The sequence below is a fragment of the Photobacterium arenosum genome, assembly GCF_014841115.1.
Taxonomy (GTDB): domain Bacteria; phylum Pseudomonadota; class Gammaproteobacteria; order Enterobacterales; family Vibrionaceae; genus Photobacterium; species Photobacterium arenosum.
In genome coordinates, this window is the sequence record NZ_JACYTP010000013.1 from 36,988 (window position 1) to 58,940 (window position 21,953).

The 21,953-nt window shown below is 46.7% G+C and carries 27 protein-coding genes; 10 read left to right on the plus strand and 17 right to left on the minus strand.

Annotated elements, in window-relative coordinates:
* The first annotated feature begins 29 nt into the window (after window positions 1-29).
* The 4 genes from IFO68_RS17355 (at window position 30) to rmf (ending at window position 4,547) form a co-directional block, all read left to right on the plus strand.
* On the plus strand, window positions 30-278 hold the full coding sequence (locus tag IFO68_RS17355; RefSeq protein WP_027252204.1) for a glutaredoxin family protein: 249 nt from the start codon (window positions 30-32) through the stop codon (window positions 276-278).
* Window positions 265-2,193, plus strand: a complete 1,929-nt coding sequence (locus IFO68_RS17360) for an ABC transporter ATP-binding protein (protein ID WP_192017087.1) — start codon at window positions 265-267, stop codon at window positions 2,191-2,193. Before IFO68_RS17355 ends, IFO68_RS17360 begins: the two co-directional genes overlap by 14 nt.
* Entirely contained in the window at window positions 2,193-4,208 is a 2,016-nt protein-coding gene (locus IFO68_RS17365) for a DUF3466 family protein (protein WP_192017088.1), read from the plus strand. The genes IFO68_RS17360 and IFO68_RS17365 overlap by 1 nt, the downstream gene beginning before the upstream one ends.
* A 165-nt stretch (window positions 4,209-4,373) precedes the next feature.
* On the plus strand, window positions 4,374-4,547 hold the full coding sequence (gene rmf, locus IFO68_RS17370) for a ribosome modulation factor (protein WP_027252207.1): 174 nt from the start codon (window positions 4,374-4,376) through the stop codon (window positions 4,545-4,547).
* A gap of 128 nt (window positions 4,548-4,675) precedes the next feature.
* Here the strand turns inward: rmf and fabA are convergent, their stop codons facing one another.
* Window positions 4,676-5,191, minus strand: coding sequence for a bifunctional 3-hydroxydecanoyl-ACP dehydratase/trans-2-decenoyl-ACP isomerase (gene fabA / locus IFO68_RS17375; protein WP_027252208.1), 516 nt, complete (start codon window positions 5,189-5,191; stop codon window positions 4,676-4,678).
* 68 nt (window positions 5,192-5,259) lie between these two features.
* Window positions 5,260-6,972 (minus strand): AAA family ATPase, encoded by a 1,713-nt coding sequence (locus IFO68_RS17380; RefSeq protein ID WP_192017089.1) that lies wholly within the window; start codon window positions 6,970-6,972, stop codon window positions 5,260-5,262.
* A 236-nt stretch (window positions 6,973-7,208) separates the two neighbouring features.
* Here IFO68_RS17380 and matP point away from each other — a divergent pair, with 236 nt between their 5' ends.
* Entirely contained in the window at window positions 7,209-7,661 is a 453-nt protein-coding gene (gene matP / locus IFO68_RS17385) for a macrodomain Ter protein MatP (RefSeq protein ID WP_192017090.1), read from the plus strand.
* A 46-nt stretch (window positions 7,662-7,707) separates the two neighbouring features.
* A complete protein-coding gene (locus IFO68_RS17390; protein WP_192017091.1) occupies window positions 7,708-8,016 on the plus strand; it encodes a DUF3634 family protein in 309 nt (102 codons plus the stop codon).
* A gap of 87 nt (window positions 8,017-8,103) precedes the next feature.
* Here the strand turns inward: IFO68_RS17390 and IFO68_RS17395 are convergent, their stop codons facing one another.
* Both IFO68_RS17395 and IFO68_RS17400 read right to left on the minus strand, forming a co-directional pair.
* Complete coding sequence (locus tag IFO68_RS17395; protein WP_192017092.1) at window positions 8,104-8,505, minus strand: response regulator; 402 nt, start codon at window positions 8,503-8,505, stop codon at window positions 8,104-8,106.
* A 495-nt stretch (window positions 8,506-9,000) separates the two neighbouring features.
* Window positions 9,001-9,231 carry a hypothetical protein gene (locus IFO68_RS17400; protein ID WP_192017093.1) on the minus strand — a complete coding sequence of 77 codons (231 nt, stop codon included), beginning with the start codon at window positions 9,229-9,231 and terminating at the stop codon, window positions 9,001-9,003.
* A gap of 365 nt (window positions 9,232-9,596) precedes the next feature.
* Between IFO68_RS17400 and IFO68_RS22095 the strand changes: the two genes are divergently transcribed.
* A complete protein-coding gene (locus tag IFO68_RS22095) occupies window positions 9,597-9,818 on the plus strand; it encodes a DUF3653 domain-containing protein (protein ID WP_336510285.1) in 222 nt (73 codons plus the stop codon).
* 31 nt (window positions 9,819-9,849) lie between these two features.
* Here the strand turns inward: IFO68_RS22095 and IFO68_RS17410 are convergent, their stop codons facing one another.
* Both IFO68_RS17410 and IFO68_RS17415 read right to left on the minus strand, forming a co-directional pair.
* Window positions 9,850-10,161 (minus strand): NADAR family protein, encoded by a 312-nt coding sequence (locus tag IFO68_RS17410; protein ID WP_192017095.1) that lies wholly within the window; start codon window positions 10,159-10,161, stop codon window positions 9,850-9,852.
* Window positions 10,158-10,532 (minus strand): hypothetical protein, encoded by a 375-nt coding sequence (locus IFO68_RS17415; RefSeq protein WP_192017096.1) that lies wholly within the window; start codon window positions 10,530-10,532, stop codon window positions 10,158-10,160. The genes IFO68_RS17410 and IFO68_RS17415 overlap by 4 nt, the downstream gene beginning before the upstream one ends.
* A gap of 774 nt (window positions 10,533-11,306) precedes the next feature.
* On the opposite strand from IFO68_RS17415, the gene IFO68_RS17420 reads away from it, so the two are divergent.
* Together IFO68_RS17420 and IFO68_RS17425 are read left to right on the plus strand one after the other, a co-directional pair.
* Complete coding sequence (locus IFO68_RS17420; protein WP_192017097.1) at window positions 11,307-11,609, plus strand: type II toxin-antitoxin system TacA family antitoxin; 303 nt, start codon at window positions 11,307-11,309, stop codon at window positions 11,607-11,609.
* Window positions 11,593-12,174, plus strand: a complete 582-nt coding sequence (locus tag IFO68_RS17425) for a GNAT family N-acetyltransferase (protein WP_192017098.1) — start codon at window positions 11,593-11,595, stop codon at window positions 12,172-12,174. The genes IFO68_RS17420 and IFO68_RS17425 overlap by 17 nt, the downstream gene beginning before the upstream one ends.
* A gap of 163 nt (window positions 12,175-12,337) precedes the next feature.
* Here the strand turns inward: IFO68_RS17425 and IFO68_RS17430 are convergent, their stop codons facing one another.
* From IFO68_RS17430 to IFO68_RS17470, 10 genes are all read right to left on the minus strand, one after another.
* On the minus strand, window positions 12,338-12,529 hold the full coding sequence (locus IFO68_RS17430; RefSeq protein ID WP_192017099.1) for a hypothetical protein: 192 nt from the start codon (window positions 12,527-12,529) through the stop codon (window positions 12,338-12,340).
* Window positions 12,530-12,923: 394 nt separating this feature from the next.
* Complete coding sequence (locus IFO68_RS17435; protein WP_192017100.1) at window positions 12,924-14,048, minus strand: zonular occludens toxin domain-containing protein; 1,125 nt, start codon at window positions 14,046-14,048, stop codon at window positions 12,924-12,926.
* Window position 14,049: 1 nt separating this feature from the next.
* The gene (locus IFO68_RS17440) at window positions 14,050-14,379 is read right to left on the minus strand and encodes a DUF2523 family protein (RefSeq protein ID WP_336510282.1); all 330 of its coding nucleotides are present in this window, start codon (window positions 14,377-14,379) and stop codon (window positions 14,050-14,052) included.
* Window position 14,380: 1 nt separating this feature from the next.
* Entirely contained in the window at window positions 14,381-15,892 is a 1,512-nt protein-coding gene (locus tag IFO68_RS17445) for a hypothetical protein (RefSeq protein ID WP_192017101.1), read from the minus strand.
* Window positions 15,893-16,375: 483 nt separating this feature from the next.
* Window positions 16,376-16,510 carry a hypothetical protein gene (locus tag IFO68_RS22020; protein WP_272872736.1) on the minus strand — a complete coding sequence of 45 codons (135 nt, stop codon included), beginning with the start codon at window positions 16,508-16,510 and terminating at the stop codon, window positions 16,376-16,378.
* 14 nt (window positions 16,511-16,524) lie between these two features.
* On the minus strand, window positions 16,525-16,770 hold the full coding sequence (locus tag IFO68_RS17450; RefSeq protein ID WP_192017102.1) for a single-stranded DNA-binding protein: 246 nt from the start codon (window positions 16,768-16,770) through the stop codon (window positions 16,525-16,527).
* Between the two features lie 18 nt (window positions 16,771-16,788).
* A complete protein-coding gene (locus IFO68_RS17455; RefSeq protein ID WP_192017103.1) occupies window positions 16,789-17,346 on the minus strand; it encodes a 3'-5' exonuclease in 558 nt (185 codons plus the stop codon).
* A 10-nt stretch (window positions 17,347-17,356) separates the two neighbouring features.
* Complete coding sequence (locus tag IFO68_RS17460) at window positions 17,357-17,662, minus strand: hypothetical protein (protein ID WP_161443301.1); 306 nt, start codon at window positions 17,660-17,662, stop codon at window positions 17,357-17,359.
* Between the two features lie 18 nt (window positions 17,663-17,680).
* Window positions 17,681-18,970, minus strand: a complete 1,290-nt coding sequence (locus tag IFO68_RS17465; RefSeq protein WP_192017104.1) for a replication initiation factor domain-containing protein — start codon at window positions 18,968-18,970, stop codon at window positions 17,681-17,683.
* Entirely contained in the window at window positions 18,954-19,163 is a 210-nt protein-coding gene (locus IFO68_RS17470) for a hypothetical protein (RefSeq protein ID WP_161443297.1), read from the minus strand. The genes IFO68_RS17465 and IFO68_RS17470 overlap by 17 nt, the downstream gene beginning before the upstream one ends.
* 118 nt (window positions 19,164-19,281) lie before the next feature.
* Here IFO68_RS17470 and IFO68_RS17475 point away from each other — a divergent pair, with 118 nt between their 5' ends.
* The gene (locus IFO68_RS17475; RefSeq protein WP_192017105.1) at window positions 19,282-19,638 is read left to right on the plus strand and encodes a DUF3693 domain-containing protein; all 357 of its coding nucleotides are present in this window, start codon (window positions 19,282-19,284) and stop codon (window positions 19,636-19,638) included.
* A 225-nt stretch (window positions 19,639-19,863) separates the two neighbouring features.
* On the opposite strand, the gene IFO68_RS17480 is transcribed toward IFO68_RS17475, so the two are convergent.
* Entirely contained in the window at window positions 19,864-21,948 is a 2,085-nt protein-coding gene (locus IFO68_RS17480) for an ATP-binding protein (protein ID WP_192017106.1), read from the minus strand.
* Between the last annotated feature and the right edge of the window lie 5 nt (window positions 21,949-21,953).

Genomic DNA, 21,953 nt, shown 5'->3' on the forward strand with positions numbered 1-21,953 from the left:
GCTGAAGTCGATAAACTAAGGATTGTTACTTGTCTATCATCCTCTACAGTACGGAGGGATGCCACCTCTGTGAGCAGGCGTATGCACTGCTTACGGAGGCTGGAGTTTCAGAGCAGGTAGATGTCGTTGATATTGCTTTTGACGACAACCTGTTTTCCCGTTACGGCGTCACAATACCGGTCGTATCTTTTTACGACAATGAATCTGTTTCTGAGCTTGGCTGGCCTTTCGATGCCGCTGAGCTGGCACTTTGGTTAAAGAGTCATGGCATTAATTAAAATCAGTAACGCGCAGCTTGCTTATGGTGATCATCCATTATTGGATCATGCCGAATTTCTGCTGCAACCTAATGAACGTGTTTGTTTGGTCGGCCGTAATGGTGCAGGCAAATCCACGTTAATGAAAGTCATCGCCGGTGAGGTACTGCTGGATGATGGCAGTATCCAGCGTATGAGTGAATTAAAGGTTTCACGGCTGGAACAAGATCCACCTCGCAATGCCGAAGGCACTGTCTTTGATTTTGTTGCAGAAGGTTTATCAGAAGTGGGTGGTTTGCTTCGCGAATATCACCACTTACTCGATAAAATCACCACGGATGCCAGTGAAGTACACTTTGCACAATTAGCTAAGGTACAGGAAAAACTGGATCATGCTAATGCCTGGCAGTTTGACAACAAAATCAGCTCTGTATTAGAACACCTAGAGTTAGATGCCGGCACTTTGCTGGCGGACCTGTCTGGCGGCTGGCAGCGCAAAGCCGCGCTGGCACGTGCTCTGGTGAGTGAGCCGGATATTCTCTTGCTCGATGAACCGACCAACCACCTGGATGTCGCCACGATTGAATGGCTGGAAGGTTTCTTAAAAGATTTCCGCGGTTCTATCATCTTCATTTCTCACGACCGGGCTTTTATTCGTTCAATGTCGACCCGAATTGTCGATTTGGATCGAGGCAAGCTGAACTCATTCCCTGGCGATTACGATAAGTATCTCGACGCGAAGGAAGAGTTATTGCGTATCGAAAGCGAGCAGAACGCTGAGTTTGATAAAAAACTTGCGCAGGAAGAAACCTGGATACGTCAGGGCATTAAAGCGAGACGTACCCGTAATGAAGGGCGAGTAAGAGCGCTGAAGCAGCTTCGTGCCGAGCGCAGCGAGCGCCGGGAAGTGATGGGTAAAGCGGATATGCAGCTCCAGGATGCCCGTCGTTCAGGCAAGGTTGTCTTTGAAGCCGAGAATATCAGCTACCGTTACGACGACAAACCTATCATTAATGATTTCAGCTTTAACGTCATGCGCGGTGACCGTATCGCCCTGATTGGGCCAAACGGCTGCGGTAAGAGTACTTTGCTCAAGCTCATGCTGGGCCAGCTACAGGCGACGGAAGGGCATTTTCACTGTGGTACCAAGCTGGAAGTGGCTTACTTTGATCAGTACCGCGAAATACTTGATCCCGAAAAAACCGTGCTGGATAACCTGGCAGAAGGTAAACAGGAAGTCACGGTCAACGGCCGCAGCCGCCATGCGTTAGGTTATCTGCAGGACTTTTTGTTCCACCCCAAAAGAGCGCGCACGCCGGTGAAGGCGCTGTCTGGCGGTGAGAAGAACCGCTTGTTGTTGGCCAAGTTATTCCTGAAACCCAATAATTTATTGGTTCTTGATGAACCAACAAACGATTTGGATATCGAAACTCTGGAACTTTTGGAAGATATTCTTGCCAATTATCAGGGCACTTTGCTCTTAGTGAGCCACGATCGTCAGTTTGTTGATAATACTGTGACCACAAGCTGGATTTTTGAAGGTCAGGGTGTCGTCAATGAATACGTGGGTGGCTACCATGATGCACAAGCCCAGCGAGCAAACTCTGCTGCGCAACGTGCAAAAGCACAGGCAGAAGAGCAAGCCGCCGAGAATAAAAAAGATGAAAGCCAACAGCGGCAGCAAGGGAGCCGGGATAAGCCGGGTAAGAAGTTGTCTTATAAACTTCTGAAAGAACTTGAAGAATTGCCGTCTCGTTTGGAAGATTTGGAAAATGAGATTGCCCAGTTGCAGGAAAAAATCAATGATCCTGCATTTTTCCAAAGCTCAACTGATGACACTCAAGTGACCCTGTCACGCCTGGCAGAGGCAGAGCAGGCACTGGAAGTCGCCTTTGAACGTTGGGAAGAACTAGAAGCAATGCAGAAGGAATCCTAATGCGACAGAAGATGTTCAAGTTTTCAGCGCTGGCAATTGTTGTTGCCAGCGTCACGCAGGCACAAGCGGCGGTTTACGACGTTGTTGAAGTGAGCGGTGATGCCAGTGGTGTATCTGCACTGCAGTATTACGATAAAAATAACAGTGATTTGGCCAGCCAGGTGCAGTTTTATGGGCAGGGGATCAGTCCGTCAACAGGCACTGAAAACTGCTTTGAAACCAGCTGTTCATCAACCAGTTATAAAGTTTTCGGTGAAAGCCGCTTTGGCAGTGACGGTATTGATATCCGCGATGAGATTCCATATCAGCTGGATAATTTCCAGCAGATCAATGATGAGTGGTCACTGGAAAGACACTGCAGCTCTGCATATGGATTCAATACCTGTGATACCTGGGCTGAAACGCGGTTTTTTGGTGTTGGCTATAATTCGGACAACCCGGAAGATGGTTCAGGTTATGGCGGCCTGCGCAGAGAGCAGTTTGCCTGGCAGAACAATTATTATGCTAACACGTTGCCAATCCTAGATAACGGTGCAGACGCTTTTGAGCGTGCCACTACGTTTGCCAATGATGTGGCAGGTTATGATTCAAGCGTGACACCGTCACTCGGTACGCTGGTGGATGGCGGCGATCATGTTTCCACCAATGGTGCGGTCAGTGCTGTCGGTACCTCAACGTTGGGTGGCTATGCGTTGGGTGTGACCAGCTCGGCTTATTTTGCCAATAACAACCATTATGCCCGCCAGTTCAATAAGCGCGGCTTTGTGAATCTTGGCGCCAGTAAGGTTTCATTACTGCCGGTAGCCGGCAATGACCTGGTTAAAAACATGGGTCAGACATTAGCCTGGGATGCTGTTGAGTATCCTGCTGGTAATCTGCTGGTAGTTGGTAGTGCGGCGTTTGCCCCTTCAAACCTTAATGACAATATCAAGCTGCCTGATGACGTGCCGATCAACCGTGGCGACCTGAATAACTGTGTCACCAATGGCGCGACGCCAGGCACGATATTTAATTCATGGGCTTGTCAGTTTACTGTCTTCGCCAACGAGGCAGCATTCTGGAATGTTGATGGTTCAGCCACTTCAGAAGCTCAGTTAGTTGCAGCCCGTGCATCGGATCGCCCGGCGTTAGACCCAGATGACAACAATCGTTCTTTCCAGGCATCAGCCCGGGCGGTTTCTCTGGTTGACGGTAAGCCAGTGATGGTGGGATACACCACCGACTCAGTGGACAACGATTATTATGCGGTGCGCGCAGCTATCTTTAAGCTGAAAGAGGGAGTGACTGGCACTCCAACCGCTGAGAGCTGGACGGTTTCTTACATTCCGAACCTGAATATTGAACAGGGTAATGACCGTATTTACCGCTATACCATAGCGACGGATATCAATGACCAAAATACAGTGATTGGGGTTGCTAAGCGAGCCAAGTCGACAGAGCGCTCTTATGCTGAGATGATGTATTTGTATGACGCGACGTCGAATTCATTCAAATGGCTGGACTCATCCGTAAGCAGTATTTTCTTTGCCGGTGCCAATGGTTACCCAAGTGCGATCAACAATAGTGATCAGATTGTCGGTTGGGTTGATGCAGAAACGGTCAACCAGGTTAACGGCCGGCAACGTCGTCAGCGTGCTTTCACCTATCTGGCAGGTAGTGACGCTGTCACTGATGCACTGCCAGCGAAGTCAACCTGGATGCTGGATGACCTGACCAATGATGACAACATTAGTGGATCCGCAAACCAGTTCCGTATCGCTCAGGCTACAGGCATTAATGATGCGGGTGTTATTTCTGCGACAGCACTGAAGTGTGATGCGGGGTATAAGTCGCTCAGCAAGAATGCGGAGTGTGATGGGGATGAGCGTTTAGTTGCTGTTAAGCTGATTCCTCGCGTTGATGCTCAAGTGCAGCCAAGAGGCGATGATGAAAGTAGTGTAAGCCGCAAAGGGGGCTCCATTGGTATAGTGACACTGTCACTTATGGTGCTGCTGGGCTTACGTCGCCGAAAGTAATTTGTCAAAATTGTTCGATTTTTAACCAGGCTCACAAGTTGTGAGCCTGATTTTTTATGAAGGTTGATCTCTTCAGTTAAATATCCAATCCTTAAGGTGGAGTCACAAAAACTCCATCATTATGTAACGGTAATGATTAATATGAATAAGGATGAGGATCGAACTATGAAGAGACAAAAGCGGGATCGTATGGAACGCGCCCAATCTCGAGGCTATCAAGCTGGCATTAATGGTCGTTCCAGTGACGCATGTCCATATCAAACTGTGGACGCCCGTATGAACTGGCTAGGTGGCTGGCGAGACGCGAGAGAAGAATTGCAATCTGGCCGCGCAAAATAAAACCTTCACCCTCATATCCCTAACCATACAGAGCCCCTTTGGAGAGGGGCTTTACTTTATCTGCTGCAGACACGCAAAAAAGGCCGTGTGTGCGACCTTTTTGATATTGCTATAGCGCTAAACTTGAATTAGAAATTCGACGTGTCTTGAAACAAGCCAACTTTCAGATCTTTAGCAACATAGATTTCCTTGCCGTCAACCAACACTCGGCCGTCAGCAACACCCATAATCAGCTTACGGTTGATAACACGCTTCATTTGGATCTCATAGGTGACTTTTTTAGCTGTAGGCAGGATTTGACCCGTGAATTTCACTTCACCCACGCCCAGAGCACGGCCTTTACCTTCACCGCCAATCCAGCCAAGGAAGAAGCCAACAAGTTGCCACATTGCATCCAGACCCAGGCAGCCAGGCATGACGGGATCGCCAGGGAAGTGGCAGTCAAAAAACCAAAGATCAGGTTTGATATCCAGCTCAGCAATGATGAAGCCTTTATTAAACTCACCACCTTCATCAGTGATTTCAGCAATACGATCCATCATCAGCATGTTAGGTGCTGGTAATTGAGGACGGCCAGGACCAAATAATTGGCCTTGGCTGGAAGCGAGGAGATCGTCACGGTTGTAAGAATTGCATTTCTTCATTGGATGCTATTTTCTCTTTGAAATTATTGGGGCAATTTAGCTTACACCTGTACGCCTAACAACTCGGATCAGTGGTGGACCAACCAGTTTTTCATTTTGGTTAACCAACCTGAGCCTTCGTCATTATGACCGCTATGGAAGTGCGCTATACGTATAGCGATGACGTCTAAGAGTGTATCTTCATCGCTTTCTTGATTACTTTCGTCTCGACGGAAAGATTTACCTGTCAGTAAAGGTAGCGCATCATCCACGCTATTTACGGCCCAGATATGAAATTTACCGTCTTTAATTGCATTCAGGACTTCGTCACAAAGACACAGGTTACTCAGGTTTGTTTTCGGCAAGATGACACCTTGGTGGCCGGTTAGGCCCCGATAGGCGCAAACCTTGTAGAATCCCTCGATTTTTTCGTTTATACCACCGACTGCTTGTACACGGCCAAATTGATCGACAGCCCCTGTAACGGCGATTTGCTGATTGATGGGCTGCTGAGAAAGGGCTGACACCAAAGCACATAGTTCTGCTAAAGACGCGCTGTCGCCATCCACTTCGCTGTATGACTGTTCAAAAACGATAGATGCCGAGTACGGCAGCGGCTGGTCAAGGTCAAGGGCGGTACTGACAAAGGCCTGCATGATCATCATGCCTTTAGCATGAATATTACCTGCCAGTTCAGCCTTGCGTTCAACATCTGAAATGTCGCCATCACCAAAGTGAACCACGCAGGAAATTCGGGCTGGCTCGCCGTAAGCGACAGGGTGGCCAGGCATTTCGACAACAGTTAAACCATTAACCTGACCGATTTCTTTGCCATGGCAGTTAATAATAACCTGGCCGTGATGGATATCCTCGATGGCTCTCTCTGGCAAATATGAACTGCGGTATTCTCTGGCTTTCAGTGACTGCTGCAAGTGTTCGGCTGTAATCGGTTTGCTCTGGGATTCTATTGCTGCCTCACATAGCAGGCTTAGATGCCAGATAGGGCAAAGAGGTAAACGGTTTTGATCTTCTTCATGGCGAGCACCGGTACGCATCAAGAGTTTCAATGCGTCGTTGTCCGCCATGTCTGGTACCCCAGCTTTTTCAATCAGAGACTTCAGATAGGCTAAATATTTTGGCAGACTCGCTTGAGTAAGGCGCATATCCTGCTCAAACTCACCATACATGCTAAAGCCAGAAGCGATGTCGGGCTCAGCATTTTCCAGTTCTGCCATTAAGAATCTGTCACCAACCACGACTAATTTTACATTCAGTGCTTCAGCAGGTGGCAATGGGTAAAATTTCTTCTGAGTAACGGGTTGCCACTCCAGTTCGCCATTCATCAGTACCGCTTTGAGCCTTGGCCATAAGCTTGGGTTGGCAAGAATACTGGCGACAGACAATACTAAATAACCGTTGTTGGCTTGGTGAAGCAGACCATGCTTAACCTGAGGTTTCGTTAATTTGCCATCTTCTAAAGGTGGATACACGGCTCCAAACAGGTTGATGTCTGTGACATTGTCACCGGCTATTACAATAGGAGACTCATCTGACGGGCTTTTACCTGCTGAATCCCAATGCATCAGCAGATCAATGATATAGTCGCGGTAAACCTTGTTATCAGGTGCAGTAATTCTTAATAATCTGGGCTGGATATCAACTGCTGTGAATCGGCGTACGGCATCGCTCAGGCGATCTTGTAAAATGCCTGTCGGTGCAGGGGGGAGTTGTGCATACTGGTCCAGAATTGACTCATACTGAGTGTAATCTGGGAGCATGGTACGCCAGGATTCTTCTTGCATAGGCTTGATATAATTTCCGTTACTGTGAAAAAGACAGCAGTATAAAGGAATCGTTGTCCGCATAATAGAACAGGCATGGATTATCCTGCGATTCGGATGAGAATCAGCCAAAAGGCGTTCCTTCAAAGAGGGAGACATGCTTCTAAATCAATGTGCTATTGTGCTTCACTATCGATCTAGTTACACTGTCACTCTCTATTAATTGTAGACTTTACATACCCAAATAAGCGTCGATTATGAAATATCAGCAATTAGAAAACCTTGAGGCTGGCTGGAAGTGGGGCTACCTGGTAAAGAAGTACAAGGAAGGGGAAGCCGTTACGCGTCATATTGATACCAGTGAGGCCGAGGCCGCCGTGGCATCATTACTTGAGATAGAGCACGAACCAACCAAAGTGCTGGATTGGATTGGTCATCACATGTCTCCCGATCTTGAAAATAAAATGAAGCAGGCGATACGTGCGAAGCGAAAACGCCACTTCAATGCTGAGCAGGTCCATACACGCAAAAAATCTATTGATCTGGATTATCGTGTCTGGGAGAAGCTGGCCGATAAGTCGAAAGAGTTGGACTGTACCTTATCTGACACTATCGAGTATTTGTTGAGTGAAAGCACCAAGTCCCTGGAAGCCAATAAAAAGGTACAGGACATAAAACAAGACTTAAGTAAATTGCTTCAACTCGACTGATTCGCTATACCTAATATCATGCGCTGTTTGTTTGAGGAATAAGACGATGGAATATGTTCTTTTGCTGGCAGTTGCTGTGTTGATCCTGGTTTTTAAGGATCGCCCAGTAATGATGTTAAAATTTGAGCAAGGTGAGTTGAAACAGACGAAGGGGAATGTCCCCAGTGGATTCTTACATGGGTGTAAAGATATTGCCCATCGGGAGCCATTTACTGGGCAAATCAAGGTTTATAAGAATAGGTTTACGACAAAGCTGGTTTTCTCGAAAGATGTTCCAGCAAAAGTGAAGCAAAAGATCCACAACGTGTTTCCGTTTTCTTCTAACAACAAGAAATCAGGCCGGAGACAAGCCTAGATTCAGGCCTGCCAAGAGCAGGCTATTATTGCTTCTCTAATGCACCATAACTTGTTTAAGTGTAAAAAAATATAATTCAGACCTTAGTTACTTTTCAATATCTAACTGAAGATTTGATATCTTAGCCAAGCATTGATTGAGCTTTTGCATCGAAAGGGGTTTTACAATATAGCCATCAGGCTTATGTGAGATAACTTTTTTCACCGTTTCCATTTCATTTTCTGCCGTCACAACAATAACAGGCAAGTCTGGGTGATCCTGCTTTATTTGGCCCAGCAACGAAAGGCCATCCAAAGGGTGGTTGAGGTTTAAGTCTAAAAAGACACAATCCAATGTATGGCCTAAGAGTTGAGATTTCATGAATATGGCCTCAGCCTGGCTAACGGAACTGGCATGAAGCAATGTTTGGGGCTGTATGCTGTTTCTTAACAGCTGAGCTAAAATTTGTGCCATCACTTTGTTGTCTTCAATGATAAGAATACTTTTCATGTTCTGGCATCCAATTAATTACTATGTGTTTTTGCTCTCATTGATCTTAGATAAGAATGTACTGACATACCAGTAAAGAGTTCAAGAACATAACTTTAATGCACTATAACTTATTATTTCTATCGTTTTTTACCAAAGGAAAACACAAAATAATATACAGTTTAGAGAACAAATTTGACAAGCTGCTCAGGTTAAATGTCGATATTAACCATTGTTGACGTTGTCATTTTGTGCTTTAGCTGTATTTCAAGTCATTATAAATATGAAAGAGATAAGGCTATCTGCAGAACGAGTCTCTTCGCAGTTCCTACCAGGTAAAATATCATCCAGTTCGTGCACCGGCCAGTAAATGTCCTTGGTATAATGTGCCAGCTTGGCAAAGCAGCAGTTGAAATGACGATGAAGTCGGGGGAGCTGGCTGGCTTCTTAATAGTATTGATACTTTGAGACACATTCCCTTTTTTTAGTGATCCTGTAACATTTTTATTCGCACACTCAATGCGGCCTTTGTTGCGAACTGTTGGTGCAGATCCGCTCGATATTAAGATCCTTCAGCACCCGGCCAAAATGGGTCAAACGCTCAGTGTGGGCATCGCGCTTACCAACATGAAAAAACGCATGGCGGCCGCTGTAAAAGGCAGATGGCTTATCACGCGTAGCGGCCATATAATCGAAAGTCGACTCAGTTTCTTCACCAGTCGTCCAGGTGGTATCGTCGATAAACATCAAGAGGCAGCATTTGTCGGTGGGAGCCGTCGATTTGAACCAGCTCACTTTAACTTTGCAGGAAAGAGACATTTTAGATTTGGTTTATCATATTAAGTACGCATTATGATTGGGTTATGTTAAACGATTTTATTAACACCTAATTTAGTAAGTGCTTATATGAAAGGGGTTACTATGCAACAACTCATTTTTCGAGTATTGCAAAAAGTGACACCATGACAAGAAAAATTACAGAAAACTATATTTTCAGAAGATTCGTATGCGGTTTAAGCAGGGATGAAACCGCAAAACTATGTTTTAAATCTGTGAGAACCGTCACGCGATGGGATAGCGGTCAGACGATACCGCCTGAGTGCAGGCGACTAATGAAACTGTACTCAAACAGGGAGATCACAACTCATGAAGCGTGGAATGGCTGGAGAATATCGAAAGAAGGGCTTATCACCCCAAATGGATGGTGTTTAACACCAGATAGAATCTTAACTGGGCATGCGTTACTTGAGATTGGTGCAGAGACTGACAGTAAAAACAATACTCTGATCATTAAAACAGCTAGGCTTCTGAAGGGCTTACCGCATACCAGATAGAAAAACAGCCCCTGCTGGGGCTGTTTCTGTGTTACCACCAGTAACCTGGAGATAAACGATCTGGGTTGTCAGGAAGGTCGAGCAGGGTACGCTCATCAACTAAATAACGTCGCTCAAAGTTATGTCGAGGAGCACCAACCGGGGCCAGTCCTTTCAACATCTCAACCGCCTCCTTCATTTCAGGATTCTTAAAAGTGTATCCCTGATTAACGTACTCTTTAATCATAGGCACAACGACTCGATACACTTTCTCAGACTGGTTTTTGGTACTGAATTCATTGTACATGGCGGTGAACAACTTAGAGATAGGCCAAGCTGTCTTAAGTTCAGCTAAGATACTCATTTTTTCGCAGCACTCCAAATAAGACTTGAGATTGACAAAACAATGCAGAACTCAATCGAGAATGTGAAAAGAACTTCAGAAAAATATCCTTGATCACTGTACTTAATCGAGGGATATATCAAATCAATCAATGAAACAATTGGCAAACCAAGCGCAATAGCTTTGAGCTCACGAGCCTTGAAGGGAATAGACCCCCGCCAAATGCCAGCTAAAGCAGCAACGGTAGTTAAAGTAAACACAAATGCGACGAATTTGATTGCTTTCTCTACATAGTCCCCCACAAAAGAGACTGAAGGCATAACCGATAATGCAACGATTAAAGCCACAAATAGAAAGCCTGCATACTTATTAGATTGTAGTTCTCTGCTCACGTAACCTCCTGATAACAAAGACATCCGGAGTCTACCATATCATCAAGATGCATATTTACTAAAATGCTATGCACAATAACTGAAATTGAACCGATAGCACCCCGTCACCAGTGACAGCCGCTAATTTCGGTTCATTGATACCAGTCGGCCAGTCACTAAATACCGAAGCACATTATGTTTCAAACATTTGGTAACCATCACAAGATGGGATGCGGGACAGGAGATGCCGCCAGAGTGTAGACGATTGATGAAGATGTACAGCGGATGTGATCTTGAATCGATTGATGATGCCTGGAGAGGCTGGCGTATTGTGCGGGATAGATAAATTACCCCAGCAGGGTGGTGTATGTCACCTGAACGGATTATCACAGGAAATGCCTTGATTGAGATAGATACTGATAATGATCGTCGAGCCAAAGCGCAGATTCTTAAAGCCGCAAGACAGCTAAAAAGGCTACCTAATATCAAGCGATAAAAACACATATAGAACATAATCTTATGTTGATATTAATACACCGTAAACAGAATCAATAGGGCCACAAGAAAAATATATACGTAATATTTACGTATATGTTGACATTGATTGTTTTTTGTATGATTATTGATGAAGAGATACGTAATATGTACGTGTAAACAACACCATTAACGGAGAAGACAACATGAAAAACATTAATCAAAAGCAAACAAGTAGAGGAAGACTTAGGCATAGAACCAAGTCTTGATACTAAGGAGGTTTCTAAAACCATAGATCCAATCGACACGAGAGATTCAATTATGTCGTCAGCAGCATTGTGTGAAACAAAACAATCCGCACGCTTAGATTTGAAAACAAATCAATTAGTTAAAAACCAGCTTGAAGAAGCAGCTGCGTTGTCTGGTGTAAACTTAACGGCTTTTATTTTGTCTGCAGCGTCAGAAAAAGCTAGAGAAGTTATGAAGTTTAATTCACATACGACTCTATCTAATACGGCCTGGACTAACTTAAATGAAATCCTTGAGAATCCACCAACTGAGGCAACCCCTGCGCTGAAAGCATTAATGCAACGTAGGAGAACAAAAAGTGGTTCAACCGTCTAATAAAAGTGTAAACAGCTGCACTTTAAATAATGCTGAATGCACAGTTACAAACCATCTGTATGATGGTGAAAAGAAGCTGAAAGGGATCAAACACTTCAACTGTGGTAATGATGTAATCAATAGGTTCGTCAGAAATAATCTAAAAGTCAAAGGAAAAGCGTCAACTTCGGTTGTAACTGTTCTGTTAGATGATTCTGACGACTCAAAACTTGTAGGGTTCTACACCGCCTCCTCCCATGCACTAAATCGAGACGGATTTTCTGTGACAGGGCTGTTCGGAAACGCGCCGAAGTTCGTGCCAGTGGTTCGGTTGGAAATGCTTGGTGTAGACCTTGCTTATCAAAAACAAGGATTTGGAGAAGAACTAGTAGCTTTAGCAATGGAAAAAACAGCCGTCGTGGCTAAGGCTATTGGTTGCTATGGATTGTATCTCGATGCTGATAAGCATGCAGTTGAGTTCTATAAGAGGTTAGGCTTCAGGGCTTTAGATGAACCTGACGAAACTTATGGCAATACTCCAATGTTTCTTCATTTGAATGAAATCTTAGATGCACTCGAATCTTAAATTACTTAAAGCCCCTCCGGGGCTTTTTTTTAATTCCTAAAGTTCTGAAATGCAGGGAAATAACTATCATTCCTAACGAATCCATCATTGTGATCTCAGATATTCGCTTTAGTAAATCGCAGTTCATATTAACTCATAACAAAACCGTCACCAGTGACAGGCGCTAGTTTCGGTTCATTGACACCAGTCTGCCAGTCACCAAATCCCGCAGCACATTGATAGTCAGGTGTTCATTTTCACATAGCTCATTGATAGCGTGCTTGATATCAGATTCTCTGTCCGCCGGAACCCACACAGTCACTTTCTTGAATCCGCCGTCTTTTTTGCGCTGTTCGTACTCTGCATTTCTGCTCATGGCATCCCCCGAAATCTAAAGCCGTTGGCTTATGAGATCACAACCAGAAAAATATGCAACCTTTAGAATCGTACCGCGCTATCCGGGCAGTGCCCAACGTGAGACTTTCCCCCCGTATTACTAGACGGGGGGTGCGCTTCCGCTCCCGCAACTTCGTTTTCGGCCCGTGAGAAAGTGGCAGGTTATCGGGCAGGAGTCGCTGCGCTCCGGCCTGACAGGATGAAGGGTTTCGATGGATGCAGTTTAGGGAGCACCGCACAGGTGCGGGCTACGGGCCAGTGAGTAGGGAGTTTACAAAAGGGCGCGGAGATGGCCCTTATATGCCTGTCGGCATCTGGTTAGCTGAAAGCTAAGGCACCTCCCCGCGATGCGGGGCGCCCCTCCTTAGCTTTCATCAAAATGATGTGACGGTTGATAGTGGGCCATCTTGAATCAGGCCGCGACTTTCGTTACAGACGACAATCGAATCGAAATCATGGTATTCGAGCGAGTAGACACATTTGCCGATAGCATGGATGTTGTAGCCCAGCTTGCGCAGCTCCTTAGAGTTGACCGCGAACTGTTTCATTTCGTCTTTGTAGGCTTCGAGATAAATCACATCAAAGGACAAATCAAGATCAAAGCTCTTATCTGGCCGGAGTGCTATCTGTCGGGCAGCACCCGTAACATAAAGGTCAAAGTCAGCCAGAGGATGCTTGCCGTTGGTGCGTTTCTTCGCTGGCACCTCAGGAACGGGAGTCGGGGAGCCGTCCGGCTGGATGTGTAATTGCTTGACTGGCTCAGGCTGCTCTTTCACCCCGGCTGATAGTGGACTTTTAACATTACCAGTAGCAAACATGCCCACCACAAACACCAGGCAAATCGCGCCGCCAATAAAAGACCAATGTTGCCAGATGGGTTTGATGTCCGCCGCCGTGGCTTCGGACACCGCACCGTTTGAGGCGGTGTGCGATTGGTAAAACGGAAAGTAAGAGGCTTTGTATGTACGCTGGCTGGTATTGACGACTTCACCGCGACAGCCGTCCTGAACCTTGCGGGTATAGGTTTTCTCGCTACCGAGCGCCGTATTCTTTGAGCAGCGGTACTGCAGTTGAACCATGTCACGCACATCTTTGTGTATCTTCCTGTCAGACTGAGTAATCAGCAAAATATCGACACCGTGATGACGGTGGAGGCTGAGAAATTCCAGCACCTCGACCGATGTCCGGCTAATTGGCAACACCAAGTGCGCCTCATCCACCACAATGAGCGGCCCCTGACCGCTTTCATTGCGCCAGTCGTCTTTATAATCCTCTGGCTTAGAGAAAGGGCGGTTAATGTTGCCGTGATCTGACATATCGGTTTCAATAATTTTTATCAGCTCAGTGACGCCGTCACCGAACACAGATTGAAAATGCGCGATGTTAAGGGGCAGGTTGGTGATCACCTTACGGCCAGCCTGAACCGCCGGGATGATGTGATAGACCACTGCCTCATAAGACTTGCCGCCACCGGGGCGACCGATAAGCAAGTTAATCATGTCATGACCCCAGACGTGTGAACGGTATCAGCTGCAGTATCAGGCGAATGGTGATGGCCGTGATGATCATGGCAATGGCCTGAGGCAAGCCGAGCTGTCCAAACACCCAACCAATCTCAGTGGGCAACCCGGTCAGATACTGGCTGAGATTAATCGGGGCCAGCAGGTTAGCAATGGAGCCAACCAGCATCTTGGCCCCTGCGAGAATCTGCTCAAACAGCAAGTAAAACAAGTCTTTGAGCATTTCCAGCCCTGACAGCAACATGCGGTACAGGAACTCAAGCAGCATGTTGAACAAAATCACTATCCAGTCAAACATTCCAACGTACACGTTAACCTCCAAAGACTAAGCGACGACAGAGCAGGGCCGCAGAGAACAAGATACAGGCCCGGATAAAGCTCCAGACCCCATAACCAATGTCAAAACTGAATCGGCCGAAGTTACCGAATCGGCCAAAATCCACCGCGATACCCATATCAGGGGCAGAGCCGCCTGCATCAACCTGAAACTGGTTCAGGAAGTCAAATTGTCCCCCTGAGGTCATATCATTGGTAAAGTCATTGATAATGCCGGTGATCCCTTCGGGATAGCTTGAGGCATAGAAACTGGAGCAGGTTTTCGACTGAATACAGGTGCCGTTCCCGGCATTGGTCAGGTCAGGATTGCCGAAGTCTGACAGCAAATCGCTGATACCCGTGAGGCTGTCACCAATCCCTTCAAGGTGGGTGTTGCCTTCCTCCTGCAGTCCTTTCATTTCGTCGAGCTTTTCCAGTGAGGCAAAGTGCTCTGCATTGCTGGCTATACGATTGGCGACCAGTTCATTTTTAATGTCATTGAGCAGGGTATTCGATTCCGCCGTGTTCTGTGCAACCTGCTCAGTTTTCTCAACGACTTTCTTCACTTCCTTGATGCTGTCGTTACCAGAGCCTAAGTTGTCAAAGTTAGCGTTGAGATCGGCATTTAGATCACTCAGCTTGTTAGACAGGTTTTTCATCTGCTGATACTGGTCATCGAAATAGTCAGATAAATCCCCCTGAATGTTGCTCAACAGCTTGATTTCCTGCTCGGAAAAATTCGCCATGGCCTCCAAGGTGTTGTCAGATTTTTTTACCGTGTTGTTGAAGTCATTCATCAGAGAAAGCTGGTCTTCAAGGGTGGCATTGCTGTCTATGGACGTATCCAGCAGTTTGTTCATATCCACGTTCAGCTTGCCGACATTGGTGTCGATGTTGCGTAGATGTCCCTCAATGGAGTCAGTAGGATCTTCACCGTCACCGGGTTCTTCACCGCTGCCATCACCGGGTTCTTCGCCGTCGCCAGGTTTGTCACCATCACCGGGTTTATCGCCACCGCCAGAGTTAACGCAACCGGAATCGGTACAGAAGCCGTCAGCGTTTTCTGAGAGATTACATTCAGGGCCGATAACCTCAAATTCAGCGAAACAGTCAAAACCGGCACCGGGACTACCACAAAATTTAGAGCCGGATACATACTTAGCCTGGCAGCCGCCGCCTTTGCTGGAGCACCAATAGTTACCGGGGGTAGTGCCATGGTTAACGGATTTCCAACCCACGTCAAAACGTATCCCGAGATAGGCGTTGCAGGGACTGTTGTTATCATCGCCATCGCCGCCGCCGTCTTCACCGCCACCATCATCACCACCACCGGGAGAGCCGCCGTCATCACCGCCACCATCACCGTCACCTGTGCCATCACCTTTTTTGACGGCATTACAGGTACCGCTGACACCTTGCAACTGCCTGTCACACATATAGTTAGGATTAATGTCGTACTCTTCTGAGTCAAACTGACTGCTGCATTGCTGTTTATAATGACTAATCAAACTAGAAACATGTGCCGAATCACAGTAGTTCTCAGGCTTATCACGCGAAAGCACTGCCGCCCCCTTTGTATGGCCGCCTTTAGCACAGCTAACCCCCGTAGTACCTGCGCGGCAACCAGTGAAAAAACTATTCGTACCAACGGAAGGCTTACCCTCAACACAGGAGGCCACTTCACTAAAGTAGGTATGATCTAAGTATTCACCCGGAGGTGAACACGTTCCGCGTTGCGAGCCATACGATGGAATCCCGTTATTAAAGTAATACATCACCGCGTGAGCCTTAATTGGTAAAAAGGGAAGCAAACCAACCAGAGCAACAAACAGAATTAAAATGAATCTATTCATGGTTCAGCCAAAAAAAAGGGCAGCCGAAGCCGCCCAAAGAGTCAGAACGTTAGCGCCATCCCTGCATAACCGCATACGCTGCGATAGCACCAATGAGTGACCAGAGCGTGAGCGTCAGGTCATGCAGAAGGGGCAGCATTACGCTTTGTTAACGGCGCGTTTCGCCAGCGTGATGCCTTTCATCACCATCGCCACACCGACAATAGCCACACCAATCGCGGTTACTGACGTCGCTACACCTGCCATATCAACCGCTGCAAAGATAGTTTCCATAAGAGAGTTTCCTTCTAAAGTTTGTTAATTAGACGCTTGGCAATGCCTACCGGATAGGCCGCGAAATAGCAGCTCACCAAGATAGCGGCAAAGCCGAATGAAAACGCCGCACCTACATCCTCGGGCGTTAGTTCAGAGCCAGCCAGATAGCTGTCATAACTGGATTTGCTGATAAGGACATAACCCGCACAATCCGTTATAGGAGTGGGCACGGCATACAAGAAACCTTGCTCATTTATCTGTACGCATGTGTCTGTCATGATGCCGCCCCGAGATTCTTACGACCGTATCGCCAATTGATAATTGACTGCATTAATCAAGCGCCGAGTAATCACACAATCAGCTAGTGCCCGGTGTGCGCTAAGGTCAGAGATATCAATATTCTGCTGAGCGGCAGCATTGGTCAGTTTTTGCCAGCGATATGTGCCGTGAAACTCATTCATATCGCCCCAGAATTCGGCATACCACTCCATGACACAAAAAGTCTCAAGGACAGGTAACACGTGCGATTCACCCGTTGCGATTTTCAAAGACTGTTCAATCAGGCGGGTGTCATAATCGGCGTTATAAATCAGCAGATTCCGACCACTCAACACCTGAGCCAATTGCGGCCAGATGTCGCCAAATTCAGGGGCATCGGCCACCATGTGATTACCAATGCCATGAATCGCAATCGCATCCGATGGAATAGGGCGCTGAGGTTTAACCAACGAATCAAACAACACTGTACCGTCAAAGGCATCAATCACTGACACCTCAACAATCTCAGCATCAGAATCCAGCCCCGTGGTTTCGGTATCCAGAATGACCGCGTTGTGCAGGTTCCTTAATTTCATAACGCCTCCGTTACGCCTTGGCGTAGTCAACCACAATGTTACGAGAAGGGTTTTCCGGGTCCGCATCCAGCGACAACTTAAGCTGAGTCGGAAACGTCAGTTCGCCAAACTTGGCAAACAGGCTGGCGTTCTCTGACATGGAAATGGTTTTTTCTTCCAGCCCCAGCTTGTTAATGTTGTTGTCATCGTTGAGGAAAGATTTCGCCGGCACCAAATAATGCACCTGCGCAAAGGCATACGGCTTAGGTTGACCGGACTTCTTAGAAATCCCTTTACCCATGGTTACACCCGAAACCAGTACAGTTAATCCAGACATTGTGTATTCTCCGTTTAGTTACGCCGTCACTAGGCGCTGATAAATTGAATTTCGATGAGACCGCTGACGCAAGGCCAGCAAATCCGCAAGCGGGACTTTGTCAGACGCATCCGAATCACCCGTGACAGGTGCATTGAGTCGGTCTGGGATTTCAAACGGTTCAAGGTGGCTGGTCAGTTGCTTGACCACCTGCTCAGGCGTCAGGTCAAGTACCTGTCGCATGTAATTGACCAGCTTGCCGCACTGGGTAGCACCGTGTTTGACAGCATTCTCGACCGAGGTCATGTAATGGCGTTTGTGGGTGGCGATAGCGCATTGCTCAGCCTCACAAATACGGCTCAGGGCAGGGTATGCACCTGCAAAATACTTGTCGGCATCAATCAGGATATCGAACGGGATCACACGGTCTTTTGAGCGCAGTTCCAGCTCCCAGCGTACCCACTCAGGATGCTGGTCTGATTTAAGCTGTTTGCCTTTCTCGTACACGCGCAACATCTTGCCCGCATCACGGCTACCGACATAGAACGAGCGGCCGGACTCAGGGACAAGGCCGTAACGCTTTTTCAGGGACTGGGATGTGCCGGACTGGGTTTGGTAATCGCAGACTTTTGCCATGTGACCGGATTCGATATAGGTGTACGAACACGGACGGCCACGGGTAATGAAACAGCCTTCCTTTGCCATTTGACGGGCCAGATTGATACCGAATTCACCGTTGAAACAGTCATAAGCGACATCGGCGCGGGTAATTTTTGCGCCTGGCAAATCATTGAGCATCTTGTGCACTTCAGGCATGTCTAACGCGACACAGCCCGTACCGGAAAACGACACATAGCAGCCATGTTGTTTGGCACCCCAAGCACACAGGCCCGCTTGCTGACCGTTGACCATGATGGAGGCCGATTGCGGATACCCGGAGAAACCGCCAGCACGTAGCGTGAAGGTCCATTCATTGCCGAACTTGCCGAGACCATGGTTAAGGCGATTGATAAAGCGGTCGATTTCACCACGGCACAGGCAATCCATAGTGTTCAGTCCGAAGTGATCAAGCAGGTCTGATTTGACCTCATGAAAACGGCGAGCATCAGCGCCAATGACAAAATCCGTGTTTTTCAGCAGGCGACGCACTTCCGCCGCATAATCAATCTTGCCCGTATCCAGTGCAAAGTTATCGACACGTTTGCCGGACTCTACAAAGTCGAAGTGGCGAACGGCCTTGACGGTAGCACCAGCCTTGGCAAGCTCCAGCACATGGGCCAGCTCGGCAGGCGTCCAAGTGAAGGACAGGAAGTCAATAATCGTTTTCATGTTCGAAGACTCCCATGTCGTAGAGTTGCTGCCAGTTCTCAGGCGTAACGAGATACAGCTCGTAACCCTGAGGGTAAAATTCCAGACCGATTTGATGTAACTCAGCGGACGAACGGAAGTACTCAGGTTCGCCGTCAATGAAGGCGAAGCCAGAGCCATCGGCGTTTTGTTCGTAATACAGGGGCTGAGTCATAAGGTGTTTGTTGCTTATCGATTCCCAATTTCGGTAATCCTAATTACCGCATGTGGTAATTACAAGATACCAATTCTGGGAATTATCGAACTACAATGGGCAAAACGGAGGACTTTTTATGTACGCGAATACATTGCTAGATGCTTACAAACAGGCAAAAAAATATATCCAAGACAAGCAAATCGCTCATGATTTAGGTGTTGGAGCATCTAGAATCTCCGAATTCAGAAGTGGAAAAAGATATCTATCTGATACTCAAGCAATTTTCCTAGCTGAAGCTTCAAATATTAAACCTGAGGAAGCTTTAATATTTATTGCTGCAGACCGTGCCAAAGACTTCAAAGCTCAGCGAATCTGGCAGGACATCACGGCAAAGTTAAGGAGCCAAGGGATTAAGGGCTTAGCCCTTGGTATGACTGGAATTCTGGCCCTCAATCACCCCCAAGTTAAGTACGCATTATGTACATTATGTTAAATTAAGGCTGTGAGAGTCTACACGTTGGGCTCTCTGCTCCCTTCTGTATGACGGCCTCGCCAGACAGGTTCACGCAATTTAACCATAATGGTGATTTACCATAAAATAGGTAATTCACACTTGTATTTAAGTCCTGCTGCAAATTGTCAGTTTGCCTGGTTCTTCAATGTCAGGTGGAATTACCTAAGGCCGACAAGCGCCAATGCGTTCATCGATAAGAATGAATTATGCCAGCGAGACTAGCTCGGCATATTCGCTCAGCAATTTATCCAATTCAGCTACGCGTATCGGTTTTGCTAGAAAGCCGTTCATGCCCGCTTTTTGATATTCAAGCTGATCTGAGTGCATGGCATTTGCCGTCAGCGCAACTATGGGTAAATCAACATGCTTTTCTCTGATCTTTCTGGTTGCTTCCATACCATCCATAACCGGCATAGAGATATCCATTAATATTAAATCAAATTGTTCGGGTGACGCTTCAATCATATCCAGTGCCATTTGCCCATTGTCAGCGACTTGAACATGATGTCCTCGTTTTTCCAGCATGAGTTTTGCAACCATCTGGTTTGTCTTACTGTCTTCCGCCAACAAAATTGATAATGCTCGGCGAGGAATTTTTCTTTGAGGTAGCTTTTCTTCTTCTATTTCAGCTGCAGCTGCGATGATCGGTAAAAACACAGAAAAACAGCTACCGTGGCCTAAATGGCTGACCAGTGAAATACGCCCTTGCATTTTCCCGACAAGATGGCGGCTGATGGCCAAACCCAAACCGGTACCACCATATTTTCTGGTAATACTACCGTCTGCCTGAACAAACGGATTAAAGAGATTTTTCTGTGCTTCATCAGAGATACCAATTCCAGTATCAATAACTGTAATCACAATCTCATTATTTGCTGTTGTGACAGCAACATTCACTGAGCCACTGTTCGTGAATTTGATAGCGTTGCCAATCAGATTAAACATAACCTGAGTCACGCGGTTCTTGTCACCTTGAGTTTTTTCAGGAACTGTTTCATCAACCCGGATATTCAAATCGATATTTTTCTTCTGTGCCTGATCTCGCAGCTGTTCAACGACCAGCGTGGCACAATCAGCGACAGACATGGGTTCCATGTATAAATCAAACTTGCCTGATTCTATACGAGAGAGATCCAGAATATCGTTAATGATCGTCAGAAGCAGTTGAGCAGACTGCTCCATTTGATTGACCCATTTAAGCTGCTCCATATTCAGTCCTGAATCAGCTAAAGTATCCATCAAACCAAGCACCGCATTCAGAGGCGTGCGAATTTCATGGCTCATCATTGCCAGAAACTGAGATTTAGCGGCGTTTGCAGATTCCGCTTGTTGCCGAGCCTGCTGCAATTCGACTAAACGTTGCTTCTTGCTGGTGATGTCTTTCGCTGTTCCCCGATATCCCCGGAGCTCTCCGTGTTTACTAAAGTACGGGCTACCGCTGAAGCTAATCCATGCCCCACCCTCATTACCGGGTAACTGCCATTCCAAGTCTTCAAAATCTTCATTACTGAGCAATTTATTTCGTAGCTTGGTTTGGAAATCGCTATCATCATCAAAGAGATCTAACAAACTTTTTTTATCTATCACGTGGTTAGATAAGTCTGGCGCAGAGATATACGTGAACCTGTATTCGGTATCTATCTCCCAAAACCAGTCACCAACAGTATTTGCAAAGTCTTTAAATCGTTGCTGATTGTGCAATAACTCTTGAGTTCGTACAGTCACCAGAGTTTGCAATCTTTCCCTGTAGTCAATGTCGATAATTGCGCGTTCAAGCAATGGGCGAAACCGTGCCAGCACTCTTTTACATGAAGCGCCAAACTGGCCGGGTTGAGAATGCAAAAATAGCAGTAACGCGTCACCAGAACTGACTTTCACTCCCGTCATCAACACTGAGCGACACAGTCCGATCTGGTCCTTGGGCAAATAACGAAATTCGGCAACTTGCAGCGGGTCGAAAAGTGCAATACTTTCGCCATTGATAGCACGGATAAAGGTTTGATTGACTTCCCAGGAGCAAGATTCGAAATTAGTACAGGTGGTGACAAGTTCTTCCAGATGCGAAGTTTCATCTTCACGAGTCAGCACCAGCGCGTGTTCGAAACCAATATATTTGCGCAGAACAGCAAGTAGGCTATTGAATACTTGCCGCTTGCTATTAGCGCCAGCCATCGCTGACATACCCGCTAAAATAGCAGAGTACTCATCTCTGAGCTGTTTCTCCCTTTCCTGGCTTCTGAGTAACGCAAGCAATGTTTCCTGTAGGGTTTCTGTTTCTCTGCCTGGCATGCTCA

Bases quoted from the DNA above. Each gene is read 5' to 3' on its own strand.
- IFO68_RS17475 (WP_192017105.1), top strand. From the start codon at position 19,282: ATGTACGCGAATACATTGCTAGATGCTTACAAACAGGCAAAAAAATAT.
- IFO68_RS17470 (WP_161443297.1), bottom strand. From the start codon at position 19,163: ATGACTCAGCCCCTGTATTACGAACAAAACGCCGATGGCTCTGGCTTC.
- IFO68_RS22020 (WP_272872736.1), bottom strand. From the start codon at position 16,510: ATGGAAACTATCTTTGCAGCGGTTGATATGGCAGGTGTAGCGACGTCA.
- IFO68_RS17435 (WP_192017100.1), bottom strand. From the start codon at position 14,048: ATGATTAACTTGCTTATCGGTCGCCCCGGTGGCGGCAAGTCTTATGAG.
- IFO68_RS17395 (WP_192017092.1), bottom strand. From the start codon at position 8,505: ATGAAAAGTATTCTTATCATTGAAGACAACAAAGTGATGGCACAAATT.
- IFO68_RS17465 (WP_192017104.1), bottom strand. From the start codon at position 18,970: ATGAAAACGATTATTGACTTCCTGTCCTTCACTTGGACGCCTGCCGAG.
- IFO68_RS17360 (WP_192017087.1), top strand. From the start codon at position 265: ATGGCATTAATTAAAATCAGTAACGCGCAGCTTGCTTATGGTGATCAT.
- IFO68_RS17420 (WP_192017097.1), top strand. From the start codon at position 11,307: ATGTCGTCAGCAGCATTGTGTGAAACAAAACAATCCGCACGCTTAGAT.
- fabA (WP_027252208.1), bottom strand. From the start codon at position 5,191: ATGAAGAAATGCAATTCTTACAACCGTGACGATCTCCTCGCTTCCAGC.
- IFO68_RS17400 (WP_192017093.1), bottom strand. From the start codon at position 9,231: ATGTTTATCGACGATACCACCTGGACGACTGGTGAAGAAACTGAGTCG.
- IFO68_RS17380 (WP_192017089.1), bottom strand. From the start codon at position 6,972: ATGCAAGAAGAATCCTGGCGTACCATGCTCCCAGATTACACTCAGTAT.
- IFO68_RS17430 (WP_192017099.1), bottom strand. From the start codon at position 12,529: ATGAGCAGAAATGCAGAGTACGAACAGCGCAAAAAAGACGGCGGATTC.
- IFO68_RS17450 (WP_192017102.1), bottom strand. From the start codon at position 16,770: ATGACAGACACATGCGTACAGATAAATGAGCAAGGTTTCTTGTATGCC.
- IFO68_RS17410 (WP_192017095.1), bottom strand. From the start codon at position 10,161: ATGAGTATCTTAGCTGAACTTAAGACAGCTTGGCCTATCTCTAAGTTG.
- IFO68_RS17480 (WP_192017106.1), bottom strand. From the start codon at position 21,948: ATGCCAGGCAGAGAAACAGAAACCCTACAGGAAACATTGCTTGCGTTA.
- IFO68_RS17390 (WP_192017091.1), top strand. From the start codon at position 7,708: ATGGAATATGTTCTTTTGCTGGCAGTTGCTGTGTTGATCCTGGTTTTT.
- IFO68_RS17365 (WP_192017088.1), top strand. From the start codon at position 2,193: ATGCGACAGAAGATGTTCAAGTTTTCAGCGCTGGCAATTGTTGTTGCC.
- rmf (WP_027252207.1), top strand. From the start codon at position 4,374: ATGAAGAGACAAAAGCGGGATCGTATGGAACGCGCCCAATCTCGAGGC.
- matP (WP_192017090.1), top strand. From the start codon at position 7,209: ATGAAATATCAGCAATTAGAAAACCTTGAGGCTGGCTGGAAGTGGGGC.
- IFO68_RS22095 (WP_336510285.1), top strand. From the start codon at position 9,597: ATGAAACTGTACTCAAACAGGGAGATCACAACTCATGAAGCGTGGAAT.
- IFO68_RS17460 (WP_161443301.1), bottom strand. From the start codon at position 17,662: ATGTCTGGATTAACTGTACTGGTTTCGGGTGTAACCATGGGTAAAGGG.
- IFO68_RS17455 (WP_192017103.1), bottom strand. From the start codon at position 17,346: ATGAAATTAAGGAACCTGCACAACGCGGTCATTCTGGATACCGAAACC.